Source organism: Gluconobacter sp. Dm-74 (assembly GCF_018256135.1).
GTDB lineage: Bacteria > Pseudomonadota > Alphaproteobacteria > Acetobacterales > Acetobacteraceae > Gluconobacter > Gluconobacter cadivus.
In genome coordinates this window covers 83832-98781 of sequence record NZ_JAERLX010000003.1, presented here as the reverse complement: position 1 = coordinate 98781, position 14950 = coordinate 83832, and the positions used below count along the sequence as shown (strand labels likewise).

The 14950-nt window shown below is 53.2% G+C and carries 11 protein-coding genes; 4 read left to right on the top strand and 7 right to left on the bottom strand.

Going from position 1 to position 14950, the window contains the following annotated elements; translation table 11 throughout:
• Nucleotides 1-58 precede the first annotated feature (58 nt).
• The 4 genes from JK208_RS05950 to JK208_RS05935 form a co-directional block, all read right to left on the bottom strand.
• Complete coding sequence (locus JK208_RS05950; RefSeq protein WP_211574896.1) at nt 59-1318, bottom strand: glycerate kinase; 1260 nt, start codon at nt 1316-1318, stop codon at nt 59-61.
• Between the two features lie 40 nt (nt 1319-1358).
• On the bottom strand, nt 1359-2930 hold the full coding sequence (locus tag JK208_RS05945) for an acyl CoA:acetate/3-ketoacid CoA transferase (RefSeq protein ID WP_211574894.1): 1572 nt from the start codon (nt 2928-2930) through the stop codon (nt 1359-1361).
• 118 nt (nt 2931-3048) lie between these two features.
• On the bottom strand, nt 3049-4644 hold the full coding sequence (locus JK208_RS05940; protein ID WP_211575225.1) for a GMC family oxidoreductase N-terminal domain-containing protein: 1596 nt from the start codon (nt 4642-4644) through the stop codon (nt 3049-3051).
• Nucleotides 4644-6140, bottom strand: a complete 1497-nt coding sequence (locus JK208_RS05935) for an aldehyde dehydrogenase family protein (RefSeq protein WP_211574892.1) — start codon at nt 6138-6140, stop codon at nt 4644-4646. Before JK208_RS05935 ends, JK208_RS05940 begins: the two co-directional genes overlap by 1 nt.
• 336 nt (nt 6141-6476) lie before the next feature.
• On the opposite strand from JK208_RS05935, the gene JK208_RS05930 reads away from it, so the two are divergent.
• The 4 genes from JK208_RS05930 to JK208_RS05915 all read left to right on the top strand — a co-directional run bounded on the left by JK208_RS05930 (nt 6477) and on the right by JK208_RS05915 (nt 11057).
• A complete protein-coding gene (locus tag JK208_RS05930) occupies nt 6477-7133 on the top strand; it encodes a TetR/AcrR family transcriptional regulator (protein ID WP_211574890.1) in 657 nt (218 codons plus the stop codon).
• Nucleotides 7134-7299: 166 nt separating this feature from the next.
• Nucleotides 7300-7896 (top strand): TetR/AcrR family transcriptional regulator, encoded by a 597-nt coding sequence (locus JK208_RS05925; RefSeq protein WP_211574888.1) that lies wholly within the window; start codon nt 7300-7302, stop codon nt 7894-7896.
• Nucleotides 7897-8144: 248 nt separating this feature from the next.
• Nucleotides 8145-9536: an NAD-dependent succinate-semialdehyde dehydrogenase gene (locus JK208_RS05920; RefSeq protein ID WP_211574887.1), complete on the top strand. Its 1392-nt coding sequence runs from the start codon at nt 8145-8147 to the stop codon at nt 9534-9536.
• Between the two features lie 228 nt (nt 9537-9764).
• Complete coding sequence (locus JK208_RS05915; protein WP_211574885.1) at nt 9765-11057, top strand: NAD(P)/FAD-dependent oxidoreductase; 1293 nt, start codon at nt 9765-9767, stop codon at nt 11055-11057.
• Nucleotides 11058-11523: 466 nt separating this feature from the next.
• Here the strand turns inward: JK208_RS05915 and JK208_RS05910 are convergent, their stop codons facing one another.
• The 3 genes from JK208_RS05910 to JK208_RS05900 are packed head-to-tail and all read right to left on the bottom strand — an operon-like array spanning nt 11524 to nt 14907.
• The gene (locus JK208_RS05910) at nt 11524-12480 is read right to left on the bottom strand and encodes a WcbI family polysaccharide biosynthesis putative acetyltransferase (RefSeq protein ID WP_194261019.1); all 957 of its coding nucleotides are present in this window, start codon (nt 12478-12480) and stop codon (nt 11524-11526) included.
• A gap of 15 nt (nt 12481-12495) precedes the next feature.
• Nucleotides 12496-13677 (bottom strand): FkbM family methyltransferase, encoded by a 1182-nt coding sequence (locus JK208_RS05905; protein ID WP_211574883.1) that lies wholly within the window; start codon nt 13675-13677, stop codon nt 12496-12498.
• Between the two features lie 9 nt (nt 13678-13686).
• Entirely contained in the window at nt 13687-14907 is a 1221-nt protein-coding gene (locus JK208_RS05900) for a glycosyltransferase family 9 protein (protein WP_211574881.1), read from the bottom strand.
• Nucleotides 14908-14950 lie beyond the last annotated feature (43 nt).

The following is a 14950-nucleotide window of genomic DNA, read 5'->3' as shown; positions in this document are numbered from 1 at the left end:
GACTACGACTTTCGCCACACGCACCGATCAATCATTATTGAAGCTTTCCGGGCCGGTCCTAGCGAACCAGAACGGCCCGGAAATCATTCACGTTTGTGCCGGTTGGACCCGGAACAAACAGGTCTCCCAGCGCCTCGAACGCAGTATAGGCGTCGTTCTCCATCAGAAGATCCATGGGATTGAATTCCTTCTCCCTCAGACGCTCCATGCTGACACCATCAGCGAAGGCTCCGGCATTGTCTTCCGAACCGTCAATACCATCGGTATCCGCTGCCAGAGCCGCGAACGGCAGGCCCTCCGCCGCCAGCGCAAAAGCCAGAAGAAACTCGGTATTGCGGCCACCCCGCCCCTTTCCGCGTATCGTTACCGTGGTTTCGCCGCCTGACAGAATGACGACGGGTCGGCGGAAAGGTCGCCCTCTGAGGATGATTTCCCGCACCAGTGCAGCATGAACCTTGCCGACATCCCGGGCTTCACCCTCGATCGCATCGGACAGGATCACGGGGTAGATCCCCGCCTGCCGTACCTTGTCCGCCGCCGCTTCCAGAGACAGATGCGCCGAGGCGATCACTCGCACCTCGTTGTTGCTGAAGGCCGGATCGGTTGCCAGAGGGGCGCGACCCTCGTCTCCATCCAGCCAGGACTGGATCTTTGCCGGGAGACTCAGTTTCCACGTCTTTGCCAGAACACGAGCCTCCTCGCGTGTGCCCAGATCTGGAACCGTAGGGCCTGAGGCCACCTGCGCCGGATCGTCGAAAGGGACATCCGACACGACCAGAGACACAACCTTTGCCGGAGCCGCAGCGGCCGCAAGACGGCCGCCCTTGATGCCCGACACCTGCTTGCGGATACTGTTCATGACTGAAATCGGCGCACCGGATGCGAGCAGGACACGGTTGAGTTCGGCCTCGTCCGCAAGTGTCATGCCCGGCGGCGGTGACGGCAGAAGGGCAGAACCGCCCCCACAGATGAGCGCCACGACGAGATCATCCGGCCCCAGTCCCTTCACCGCTTCGAAAAGCGCCTCCGTGGCCTTCAGACCCGCTTCGTCCGGCACCGGATGCGAGGCCTCCAGAACCTTGATGAACTGCGTTGGGCAGATATTGCCGTAACGCGTGACCACGACCCCGCTGAGCGGTCCTTTCCAGACGCGCTCGAAAGCCGCTGCCAGTTGGGCCACGCCTTTTCCTGCGCCGACAACAACCGTCCGGCCCTTGGGGGGGGCGGGAAGATGCGCTGCCAAGATCTGCTCCGGCTCTGCCGCGGCAACGGCAGCGTCGAAGAGTTCTGTCAGAAACATACGGTCCTGAAGCATCATGGTCAGTTCCTGTCTGTCTGGCTGGCGCGAGGGAGGACGGTCACAGGGTCAAACCCATGGGTTCATCCCGGAACAGGGCCGCGTTCATGTATTTCAGATCTGGCGAAACCTCGAGATGAGCCGTCGCCTGACCCAGAATGTCCCGCTGCAAGTCGATCCCCGGCGCGATTTCGGTGACCGTCAGCTTGCCATCGAGCAGCCTCAGGACGCAACGCTCCGTCACATAAGTGATCTTCTGTCCGGTCTCGGCGGCACGGCGACCGGAGAAACTGACCTGAGATACTTCCGGCACGATTTTCGCGATCTTGCCTTCCCTGTCGATCACCAGACGTCCGTCTTCGATATGCATTTTCGCCCCGGCATTGAAATTGCCCGAGAAAATGATCCGTTTGGCGCGCGCCGTGATGTCAACGAAACCGCCTGCTCCCGCCGTACGATGCGGTGTGGCCGCCAGACGGCTGACATTCACCGAACCATTCTGTCCGATTTCAAGGAAGGACAGCAGGGAGCAGTCGAAGCCACCTGCCTGGAAATAGGAGAACTGATGGGGTGAGGCGACGAAGGCTTCGGCGTTGCTGGCGCAGCCGAACTTGAAGTCCAGCAGAGGGATGCCGCCTACGGCCCCCTGTTCGATCACCCACGTCACCGCGCCATGTCGCCCTTCTTCCAAAAGAATACGCGGAACATTAGCGGAAATACCAAAGCCGATATTGACCGCCCAGCCCTGTTTCAGTTCCTGCGCCACGCGACGGGCCATGACTTTGGATGGTCCGAAATCCGGAATTTCGAACGTGGACAGCGGACGGAAAATCTCGCCAGAAATGGCGGGGTCATAGGCTGTTGCGGTTGTCTGAAGCTGCTCCGGCGCTTCGACGATCACGTCCACCAGAATGCCCGGAACCTTGACGTCATGCGGCTTGAGCGTGCCCTGCGCTGCGACACGGCGGACCTGCGCGATCACCAGACCGCCATTGTTATGCGCCGCCAGAGCCATTTCCATCGCGCCCAGCGTGGCGCCTTCCTGCTCGAAGGTCAGATTGCCGTTCTCATCCGCCGTCGACGCCCGGATAATCGCCACGTCCGGACGAAGTGCCGGGAAATAGAGCCAGTCCTCGCCCTCGAAATCCATATGACGGACCAGCGGATTCTGCCGGGCCGTTTCGTTCATTGCGCAGCCATCACGCTTGGGGTCCGCGAAGGTATCGAGGCCGACCTTGGTCAGCACGCCGGGGCGCTTCGCCGCACCCTCCCGCAACATGTCAAACACAATACCGGACGGCACATTATAGGCGGCCAGATCCTCTGCCTGAATCCGCTGCCAGATCAGCGGGGGCTCGGCGTTGCTCGGGCCTGAGGGATAGGAACCGCCAATGATTTTCGTGATCATGCCGGGACGGGCGAGATGGTCCACGCCCCTGGTCCCGAACATGTCTCCTGCGGCAATCGGATGGACGGTCGTCAGTTTCGCAGGGGATTTCGTGGCTTCGAAACGTTGTCCAAGGGCTTCAAGAACCGCATCGGGACACAAAAGCCCCGAGGACGAATTGACGGCAACCATGGCTCCGTCCCTGATGAGGCTTACGGCCTCGGTCGCTGTCCTGACTTTCGTCATGTTCCAATACCTTAGTATCTAACCAGTTGGTTACTATAAATTTCAACGAAAGAGTCCGGCATGGCTGCACGGCTTTTCCGTTATCCCGTAGTTTCAGAAGGTGCGGGCAGATCCCGGTTCAGGCATTCCCCTGAATAAAATCTGCCGCGCGCTCCCCGATCATAATCGTTGCGGCATTCGTATTTGACCCCAGCAGCGAGGGCATGACCGAACTGTCGCAGATCCTGATGCCCTCAAGACCATGAATCTTCAGGCGCGGATCGACGACGGACATCTCATCCCGCCCCATCTTGCAGGTACATGTCGGATGATAGGACGTCCGGCCATGTTCCCGCGCGTAGTCGCGATACATCTGCATCGTCGGCCGTTTACCGCTAAAGAAGCAGGTTTTTCTGATGTGCTTCTGCAAGGAGGGCTGGGAGAACATCTCATAACTCAGCCGAACGCCTTCCGCAGAGGTTTCCAGATCGGCGGGATCGCCCAGAAAATTGGGATCGACCATTGGATTCAGCCTCGGGTCCGCCGAGCGAAGCCGGACGGTTCCGCGTGACTTCGGCCGCAGCACATAGCTGTTGAGCGTAATACCGGACGTCCCTTTGGGAACGGACGTCACTCCGGCTTCTGCCCCGGCACCGGCGAGAAAATGGAACTGCAAATCAGGCACATCCGAAGACGGGTTCGAATACCAGAAGGCCCCCCCTTCAACCACGTTGGACGCAACAGGGCCGGAGTTGAACATCGTGTATTCAAGACCTGCCCAGAGCATCCAGTGCAGTTTGCGGTATTTGTCGAAGCTCTCATCCGTTTTGAGTTCCGCCACGATATCCACGCCGAAATGGTCCTGTAGGTTCTCGCCCACGCCCGGCAGATCCTGCACGACCGAAATTCCTTTGTCCCGCAGATGTGCGGCAGGGCCGACGCCTGACAACATCATCAGCTTCGGCGTGCCGATGGCGCCCGCTGTCACAACGATTTCCTGCGTGGCCTCAGCTGTTTCAAGAGTGCCGTTCGCGATGTACTGCACCCCCTTGGCGCGTGTGCCGTCGAACACGATTTTCAGAACCAGTGCGCGCGTTACGACCGTCAGGTTTTTCCGCCCCAGAGCCGGACGCAGATATCCTACAGCCGTGGAACAGCGCCGGTTGTTCCGGATGGTCATCTGGTAGATGCCAGCCCCTGCCTGTGACGCACCATTGAAGTCAGGATTGTAAGGCAGCCCCATTTCCTGACAGCTCTGCACGAACGCGCGGCTGGTCGCGTTTGGCTCTGCGAGATTGGAAACGCCCAGCGGTCCGTTCGTGCCGTGCCAGTCCCCTGCAAAAATTGCGTTTCCTTCAGAGCGGATGAAGTATTTCTGGATGTCCCGAAAGCTCCAGCCATCTGCGCCCTCCGCAGCCCAACGGTCGAAATCGGACGGATGACCGCGCGTGAAAACTTCTGCGTTGATGGACGAGCCACCGCCCAGAACCCGTCCCTGCACATAAGGGATCTGACGGTTGTTTGCGTTCTTTTGCGGTTCCGTCAGAAGGTCCCAGGTGTGCGGGCCCGTGGTCATTTTCGCGAAGCCGACCGGCATGTGGATCAGGGGATGCGTATCCCGCCGCCCCGCCTCAATGAGGCAGACACGAACGGACGGATTTTCGGAAAGACGGGCTGCGAGAACACAGCCAGCCGAACCGCCACCAACAACGATGTAATCAAAGCCACGCGTCATCATGAAATCCAGTGCGAACGTTTGCCAGTCTCGATATGGACAGACTTGATCTGCGTGTATTCCTCGACGCCATACAGGCCCGACTCACGCCCCCATCCTGACTGCTTAAAACCACCCAGAGGCGTTTCCGGACCACCGCTCATGATGGTATTGACCCAGAAACGGCCTGCGCGAACGCGACGGGTTACGGCCAGTGCCTTATTGATATCCTTGCTCCAGACCGATGCGGCGAGGCCGTAGACTGTGTCATTCGCAATCGCGATCGCCTCATCGACGGTGTCGAAATGGAAGGATGCCAGAACCGGGCCGAAGATTTCGTCACGCGCGATGCCCATGGACGGCTTCACATCCGTAAACAGCGTGGGCTGAATGTACTGCCCCTTTCCAAAATCGACGGCCCCGCCACCGCACAGCAGTTTGGCGCCCTCGGCCTTACCTTTCGCGATATAGTCCAGAATGGTTTTGTTCTGAGCTTCCGTCGTGATGGCGCCGATCTGCGTTTCGGGATCAAACGGGTCACCAACGCGGATCTTTTCCATTTTTGCCACAACCAGACGTTCGAACTTCTCAGCGATGGACCGCTCAACAATCAGACGGCTTGAAGAAACGCAGCACTGCCCGGTGTTGAAGCTGATCCCGAATGCCACCGCGTCAGCCGCGTCTTCGAGGTCACTGTCAGCAAACACCAAAATGGGGTTTTTACCGCCCAGTTCGAGCCCGAGTTTCTTGAGGTTACTGTCCGCTGCCGCATGGATGCAGGACTTGCCAACCCCCGTGGAACCAGTGAAGGACAGCATGTCGATATCCTGATGCTCGGTCATGGCCTGACCAACCGTGCGTCCTGTTCCTGTCACCACATTAAACACGCCCTTTGGCAGGCCCGCATCCGCAAGAACCTCTGCCAGAAGCAGCGTCGTGGCACTGGTCACCTCAGCGGGCTTGACGACAAGTGTGCAGCCTGACGCGAGAATAAACGGTGCGCGCTCACACAGGATCATGAACGGGAAGTTCCACGGCGTGATTAGCCCGACAACACCGATGGGCTCACGCAGGACCATGCCGAACAGTCCTTCACCCAGATTGTTGAACGTATCGCCATGCAGCAGACGCGCAGCACCTGCGGCCATTTCAAAACAGGCGATACAATGGTCGATCTCACCCTTGGCCTGGCTAATGGGTTTTCCGTTTTCAAGAACTTCCCAATAAGCAATGTCATCCCGGCGCTCACGCAGCAGGCCCGCAACCTTCAGAAGAACCGCAGCGCGCTCCGAAGACGGTAGCCCCGACCAGCTTCCATTTTCGAAGGTGCGACGTGCAGCGGCCACAGCATCATCAAGATCTTCACGGGTGCATCGTGGAATGCGGGTAACGGGAACATCATGTGCGGGCGAAGAGCGGTCGAAGAATTCCTTACCTTCGCGCCATTCTCCATCAACAAAGAATCCGAATGTACGAGGCTTTAACGGTAAAGAAATATTCTTTGCAACAACATTCATGAGACTTATTCCTGCCGACTTTGGAGCTGTCATTCCTTTTTCCAAGGTGCAGCCCGGTTTTTACTGTTCTGACGTGGATGATCCGGGAAATATCGAAACTTATAATTTCCGTTCTCGGATGCTCCTCGCTTTCATTTGACCGGAGACGCTCAGGCTCCAACTTCCCAACGCATAACGCACCGTTTAGTTACTTACACATATCTCAGGGGGCCGCCAGCATGAAATCACGTTACGTTGATATTTTTTATCATTCTATATGTGATTTTAGGCGCTACTTTCCTTTTGGGACAGATTCCCTCAAAAAGAACGTCCATATTGAGTGCGGAACAGGCCCTGATGCCCCTTGAGAAAAGCAGATTGTCCCAGGCGACGAAAAAACGTGTCAGGGACGCGGACGCCACAAAATTGCGCATTCTCGAAGCCGCCAAAAAGGAATTTTCAAAGAATGGTCTTGAAGGCGCACGGGTCGATGCCATCGCCCTGGATGCCAAAGCCAATAAGAGAATGCTCTACCATTATTTCGAAAGTAAGGACGGTCTCTTCAGAACGGTACTGGAACGGGAATATCTCAAAATCCGCGCTGAAGAGAATTTGCTGGATCTGGAGAACCTCCCTCCAAGAACCGCTCTTGAGACGCTCGTCCGCTTCACGTGGGAATATTACATTGCAAATCCCGAGTTCATCACGCTCGTGAACAGTGAAAACCTTTGCAAGGCCGCCCATATCAAAAATTCGCCTACCTTGAAAACGATCAGCCAGAAATTCGTTCGCCGTATCCAAACGCTTCTGGATCGGGGGGTTCGGGAAAATGTTTTCCGTGACGGCATTGACGCAGCACAGTTAAACATCACCATTGCCTCAATAAATTACTATTATTTTACCAACAGATTTACCGGATCGGTCATATTTGAACGCGACTTTACAGCACCAGAAGCGCTTAAAGAGAGAATTGATTTTAATATTGAAACCATATGCCGCCTCGTATGTAAGTAATTATAAAATATACCCTCTCTGTCGTGTATTCATTTGGTTCAGTATGATTTTTTGGGGCGCGGACTGTCTGCCGATATCAGGCCAGATTTCAGCTGAAATTATTCTGTCTCCCCGAAACCCCGCAGAAGATATTGACCCGTCCGACGACCAGACGCATGAATGACAGATGACCGTTTCAACCAAACAGATGCTTGCCAGACGCACCATTGTGGATGCGGCCCGCCCCCTGATCGGAAGTCAGGGTTTTTCGGCGGTTGGTATTTCTCAGATCATTGAGGTCGCCGGGATTCCAAAAGGCTCTTTTTATCATTATTTCGAGTCAAAAGAGGCGTTTGGCGAAGAGCTTCTCCATCTTTATATCTCGGATTATCTGGCCAAGATGGACGTTATGTTCGGTGCCTCCCGGAAAAATGGCCGGGAAAAAATTCTCGCCTACTGCCAGTTCTGGTGGGAAACACACGTCGATGGAAAAACAGGCGACAAATGTCTGATCGTTAAGCTGGGAGCCGAGGTTTCCGATCTTTCCGAGCGCATGCGGCATATCCTCAAAAAAGGAACGGAACAGGCTGTCGAGCGCATTACGGCGATCATTCGGGCAGGCCAAGAGGATGGGTCCATCCAGTCCGCCATGAATTCCTATATCCTCGCACAAGCACTTTATCAGCAATGGCTTGGCGCAACCCTGATGGTCAAAATCACGAGGGACTCACATCCATTTGATAATGCATGGGTAGCGACGAAAAGCTTTCTCGATCATACCTGAAGCTAGCAGCGAGGCCCTGCCTCCTGTTGGCTCGATTCTGTAGACGACCGGTCTAATAATAGTCGACCGGTCTAATTTTGTGGAAAGACCGCCTGAGAGAAGGGAGTTTTCTTGATGCCTTGCTCTGCCCGTTCAGCAGAGAGCCATATGTTTCGTATCCGGATCGGTTGGAAGTTGATGGTCATCTGTATGACGGCGGCCTGCTCTGCTCAGCGTCACTTTTTCCACATATGCAACACGAGGTAAGAATGGCTTACGCAAGTACCAATCCTTTTACCGGCGAAGTGCTGGCAACTTTCCCGAATGCAACAGATGCAGAGGTTCAGGCGGCTCTGACGCAGGCCAATGCTGCCTACGAAAAATGGCGTGAGACGTCATTTGCCGAACGCGCAAGAATCATGAAGGCTGCGGCTGACATTCTGCGTCGTGACGTCGATAAATATGCCCGTCTTGGAACACTGGAAATGGGCAAGCTTTTCTCGGAATCGAAGAAAGAGGTCATCCTTTCCGCCGAGATCTTCGAATATTACGCCAAATATGCCGAAGAGCTGTTGAAACCGGAATCTCTGCCAGTTGCCGATCCTGCCGAAGGCAAGGCTGTTCTGGTGCATGAGCCGCTTGGAATTGTTCTTGCGATCGAGCCGTGGAATTTCCCATTTTATCAGGTTGTCCGCATCATTGCGCCGCAGCTGTCTGCTGGTAATGCGGTCATTCTGAAGCATGCGTCGAACCTGCCGCAATGCGCTGCCATCTGCGAAAAACTGATGAAAGAAGCAGGTCTTCCAGCGGGACTTTTCCGTAATCTCTACACGGCCCGTCATCATACCGAGATGATCCTGAGTGATCCTCGTGTTGTCGGTGTTGCGCTGACGGGCTCCGAAGGGGCAGGAACCATCATCGCCGCCACGGCAGGCAAGGCGCTCAAGAAATCCATGATGGAACTGGGTGGGGCAGATGCTTTCATCGTTCTGGAAGATGCAGATGTTGAAAAGGCAGCAAAGTTTGCAGTGATTGGACGTCACTGGAATGCCGGTCAGGTCTGCGTTTCGGCCAAGCGTCTTATTGTGGCTGATGCCATTTATAATCGTTTCCTGGAATTATATAAGAAGGGTGTTGCCGAACTGAAGGCTGGCGACCCGATGGATCCGGCGACAACCCTGGCACCCGTCTGCTCCCAAGGCGCGAAGGAAGATCTGGAACGCCAGGTCAAAGAGGCCAAGGATCATGGTGCGAAGGTTGAGGTCATTGGAGCACCCGTGCCCGAAAAAGGCTCTTTCTTCCAGCCGCTCCTGATGACGGGACTGGACAGCAACAACGCCGCCCGGCACTGGGAATTTTTCGGTCCGGTAACGCAGCTTTATCGTGCCAAGGATGAAGATGATGCGGTGCGCATCGCAAATGACTCCCCTTATGGGCTGGGCGGCGCCGTTTTCACGAAGGATGAAACCCGTGGTGCCCATGTGGCATCTCGCATCCGCACGGGCATGGTGTTCGTCAATCATCCGCTCATTCCCAAGGCAGACCTGCCATTCGGGGGGATCAAGAATTCCGGCTTCGGTCGTGAACTGATTGGTCTGGGCATCAAGGAGTTCGTCAATCACAAGCTGATCAACATCGTTGATATTGACGCTCCGCTGTAATGAAAAAAGGGCAATGGAATTATTCCCATTGCCTTCTGACCCCGGCGTCTGATCACGCATGACGCCGGGAGTTGGATGACGGACCTTTCTCAAGAAAAACGCATGAATCTTGAAGCCAGCGGATAACACTTCGTCATCCGGAGCTTTCAGTGTGTCAGAAAACCCTGCTTGATTCAGACAAATATGGTTTTTCTGACAGGAGCCGTGCAAACAGAGGCTTGTAAACCAATGACGTCTCGTCCTGAAATTCTGATTGTTGGCGGAGGTGTGGCCGGACTTTCTCTGGCAACCCAGTTGGGAAAGTCCCTTGGTAAGCGTGGCAAAGCCCGGATTACCCTTATCGACAAAAGTTTTTCCCATGTTTGGAAACCGATGCTGCATTGTTTTGCGGCAGGAACGGTTCTAAACGAAAACGATCGGATCAGCTTTATCACGCAGGCCAGCCGATGTCATTTTGAATTCTGGCCCGGAGAGGTTGTCTCGGTTGACCGGTGCAAAAAGGAAGTTGTTCTCAGCCCATTTTATGCGTCTGATGGCACGCTCGTACTGGATAGCCGTACCCTGCGCTATGATGCCATGGTGCTGGCGATTGGTAGCTGCGCTAATGATTTCGGTACACCAAGTGTAAAGGAACATTGTCTGCCGATCGACAATCTGGTCGATGCCAACCACTTCAATGAAAAATTCCGCATGGAGTTACTCAAAGCATTCGCCAACACCTCGGAACTGGATATCGCGATCGTTGGCGGAGGGGCGACAGGGACGCAGCTTGCGGCGGAACTGCACAAAGCACTTGATATTGTAGATCCCTACAGCCTGCATGCTTTCGGCCGTACCCCCCCCAAGCTGCATGTCACGCTCCTGCAGTCCGGGGCGCGTATTTTACCCGCCTTCCCTGAATCGGTTTCCGAAGCGGCCAAAAATGAACTGGAGCGGATTGGCGTCACGGTCAGAACCGGTGCCCGTGTTGCCGGCGCGGATGCGGACGGTTTCATTCTCAAGGATGGCACACATGTTCCGGCCAAACTTCGTGTCTGGGCTGCTGGCGTAAAAGCCCCGCAGGTCACACAGACTTATGGCGGCCTGCCACTAAACCGGTCCGGGCAGATTCTGGTTCATGACAATCTTTCGTCGAAAGATGATCCGAATATCTTTGCCATGGGAGACTGCTCGTTTATCGAAGACGATCCATTACCAGCGACAGCACAGGTTGCGCGCCAGCAGGCCAATCATCTGGGGCGACATCTGCCGGCCTGGATCGAGCATGGGCGGGACGTGCCAGGATGCATCTTCCACAACAAAGGCGCCATCGTGGCGTTGGGTAAATACAACGGCTGGGCGGCTTTACCGGGTGGGACTGTCTGGGGTGGTGGCTTTTCTCACGGCCTGTCGGCAAGACTGGGGCATATTATGTTGTATCGACAGCATCAAATCGAATTGTTTGGATACTATCGCGGTTTGATTTCCTTTTTCTCCGACTGGGTGGAAGGGTTTGTCCGTCCCTCCATTCGGCTGGACTGATGAGGTATCCGGTCTGTCTGAAGTTATGGATTTCCGACAGACCAAAACCTGTCAAACGGAAAAACATTCATGTGTTTTTCTGCACAGAATGTCTGCTGATGTGAGCGATTATCAGTCAGCGAAACCAAGGGTTCACGCAACAGGGACATTCAAACTGTTTTTCCTCATCCGGCACGCTGTCCTGCGGATTATCGCACCTTATAGAGGATTCATACTGCTGACCCTCATGTGTTGCATTCAGGGTTGGAACATCTCCAGGCAAACCAACGTCCTCGTTTTGTGTATGATCAGGCCTCATCATCATTTCCATAATAGAGTTTACCAAGTCCGATCAGTGGAGAATTCTGATCGCGGCAATGAGCACTGGTATCTCGCAGTGAGTGGATTTGGCTATGAGTGCCGCGTCTAGATAAGGGCTTTCATATCCTTGGTTAGGTTTTAATTCAGGACCAAAGATATGGAAATATTAAAACCGACGTTTCAGACTGGCCCTCATAGGGGGCTGGATAACAGGCGCATCCGGATCTACAAGAAAACGTAGATTACTTTCGTTAGAATAATATTGGGTCAAATCGCTTGGGGAGTGAACAACAAGATCTCTACGTGGTGTATTTTTATACGTATCATAGAACTGCGAAATCAATTCAGCACGATTTATAAATCTACGCCCCAACGAATTGATGCGCCAATAGCCCGACCCCCGATAAGGTAGGTTTCGCATTTCAGCAACCAGATTATCGATCGGTGTTGTATCATGCTCTTCCAGAGGGTCTTCGATAATAACAGGGTTGATACTTCTATAGATCACACCAGAATGCAGAAAAACCTTCTCAAGATATTCTGACATCAGGGCGAGAGAAGGGTGATTCATTGTGATGAATGCGGGATAGCGCAAACAGGCCTGTTCCATGAGGGCTGCGCCTGGAACATCGACACTATTGCTCCCTTCACGGCGAAACATTTCCGCCATACTGTTCTCCCATGCCTGCAGGAGACCAAGCCGACTATAGTTTTCCCTGTTAAAACAATGGGCAGCATTTTCTTCGCTTTCTCCCCGAAGGAAGGCATCCAGAATAACAATGCTGTTAATAGCCGTAGGTTTATCCAGGCGATTTCCAAAGCTGCCTATCATACAGCTATCGGGAAAAAGCCCTCGAAAATAGAAGTTTGCAATTGTTTTGACTTTCGAACCAAAACGTTCACGCAGAGCTGTTTCGTTTGTGATCGAAAAGGACGCTGTTTGGGTAAAAATATAATCGCAGTCTTCCAACTGCTCAACAAACCGCTCACGAACAGCCTCTTCACGGGTTTCAGGCCGTGAATAATCCAGCGCTACAACTTCAGCTCCGGCGACCATAAGGGGCGTTAAAGCACTGTAGGATTGTACCTGACAGTTCCCTAAAAAACCTATGCGACATGTCATGGATACAATTTCCCGTCAGAATCTGAAACAGCCAAGATAGAAGTCTGCACGCCCTTCCTGATTAGGCATGTCGAGAACCTGCGGGAAAAGTTCATCAGTCTCTTCGGATGAATAAAGGTCTTTTCGGGCAAAACTGATCTCAAGAGATTCCGGCAGAATAATATTCTGCACATTTACGAGATTGCCGCAGTTGTTCCCGTGGACATGAAAAACAAAAAACTTCTCTGCCAGCTTCTTAAAAACCCTTTCTGCTCGCGCACGGAATTCCGGCTCTGCAAGGCGCTCGCAATGATGGAATTCCACAACAATCTGAGTAAACCGTTCAAGGATATCCAAGGAGGTTGTATCAAAAACCGACCATTCATCTCCCTCGATATCCATTTTCAGAATGATCGGGGTATTTTGAGGAATAGCGTTATCCGAAATTACATCCCGAAGGAGACGCCCCTCCTCTTCTTCCTGGGCTGTAATACGCTGGGAGTAGAAATGAAAACGCTCATGCGACTGCGGTAATGCGCTAATAGTATGGTCATACTGAAAGACCTCACAACCGCGTTCTGCAACAGCGAGGTCCCAGGAAACATCATCATTGATGCCCAAGGAAATTGCCACGCTTCCCGATGGAAAACTGTCAAGCATGACATATCCGCCATCGTAATCACGTCCAACACGGCATTTTTCGACGTCTTTTGCTCTCCTTGGGGCAAGGAAGCGGAGAATATGGCGTATTTCCTCCGACCCTTCGGGCGTCGCGTTCCAACTTGGAAAGACTGCTTCTTGGGCACGCGCCAGACTTTCCAAAACCTCCAGCTTCTGATTTTGAGTTTCAGAAAGACGCGCTAACCTGTCGATCTGTTCCTGAACGATGGATGGGATGCTCTGCTCCATTGCAGGTACAATGATTCTGGCCAGGGCTTCTGTATTGGTGCTTTGCTCCAACAGCTTTTTCTGGGTATTCAGCAAATTGGTGATATCGCGATGCTGCTCGATCAGAAACTGAGTTGTTTCATCACAGAACTCGTTTACGGAAGACATACCCGAAGTCATTTCACGGATAAGAGACTGCGGTATGATGATTTTCTTTCTCTCAAGAACATCCACTCTGTTTGAGAGTATATCCAGTCTATCAAGAATAATTTTAAGAACGCTGAAAACATCGCGTGGAAAACTGCGAATATTTTTTGCCATCTGAAACATGTGAAATCCTTATGCCCCTATTACGCCGGTCGTCATGCGGCGTCGATGGGCCGCGATAATCTTGTTTCTAACAGCCGCCCGCACATCTTCCTGAGTGATATCGAGAATACAGCTATGATTGTGGTTACAGTCTTTCAGCTGCAAAATATGGCAACTTGAACAGGGTGTGGGAACGCGCAGAACGGTAACGTCTTCCCCGACAGGTGCCCACATAGCGGTAGGATCAATGCCGGAAAAAATACTGACCGATGAAACTCCCATTCTCGCCGCCATATGGGTCAGGCCCGTGTCATTGCCAATATACAAGTCAGCGCGAGTCAGAAGATCCATGGATTCTCTTAAAGTCGTTTGACCAATAAACGACGCAAGAAAAGGTGTTCGGCAGGTTTCCAGAAGATAATCCGAATCTTCCTTCTGATCCGGGCCTCCCAAAAGAAAAACTGCTACTTTCATTTTGTTGCAGAGCCATGAAATCAAAGACTGATAACGACTCAGAGGCCAGTTTTTTACCAAACGCCCGGACGAAGTATTTATAGCGACAACGATGCGCCCCTGAGCAAATCCCAAATCGACAGCAGCAGGTTGCGCAAGGCGTTCCCTCAAGAGTCGACCGATATCTGGAGAGGTCCGGAACAGGTCGATAACACTATCAGCCAGTCTTTTCATCAGAAGGGTCTGATGCATGCCCAGGTTCATGTCTGTTCCTGGAGGCATGGCATGTGGGAGCCACATGGTCATCATCTGATTTAACTTATGCGAGCCTGAATCAAAGCCACATTTATAAGTTGCCTGAAGATGAGGAAACATGACCCGTGTATCGATATCGATACGCACATCCACGATAAGATCGAAAAATTTCTTTTCGAGGCCATTAAGGAGCTTAACGGAGAAAGGCGGCCTGGGTATGTCTGCACGGGATTCGAAGAAATTTACGACATGGATTTCGTCAAAGAAATCCAGCGCCCGTGCAATTTCTACATTCCAGGGTCCGCAAGCTAATGTCAGATGTGCGTTAGGAAATGCCTGACGCATGGCAAGCATAGCATCAAGCGATAAAATGAAGTCACCTATGGCATCTGCCTTGATAAGCAAGATGCGCTCAAGAGGCACTTTTTTGTTGAAGGCCTGATAGGCGGCCAAATCAGACCAACGCTCTGCAATGCCGAATAGAGAACGACTGCCATTGCCGTACTGCCAGTCATGAGAGTGCAATATGTCATCTGAATGCACGGCGAGACAATCCTACTCTAAATTCCATAGTGAAAAATGGACA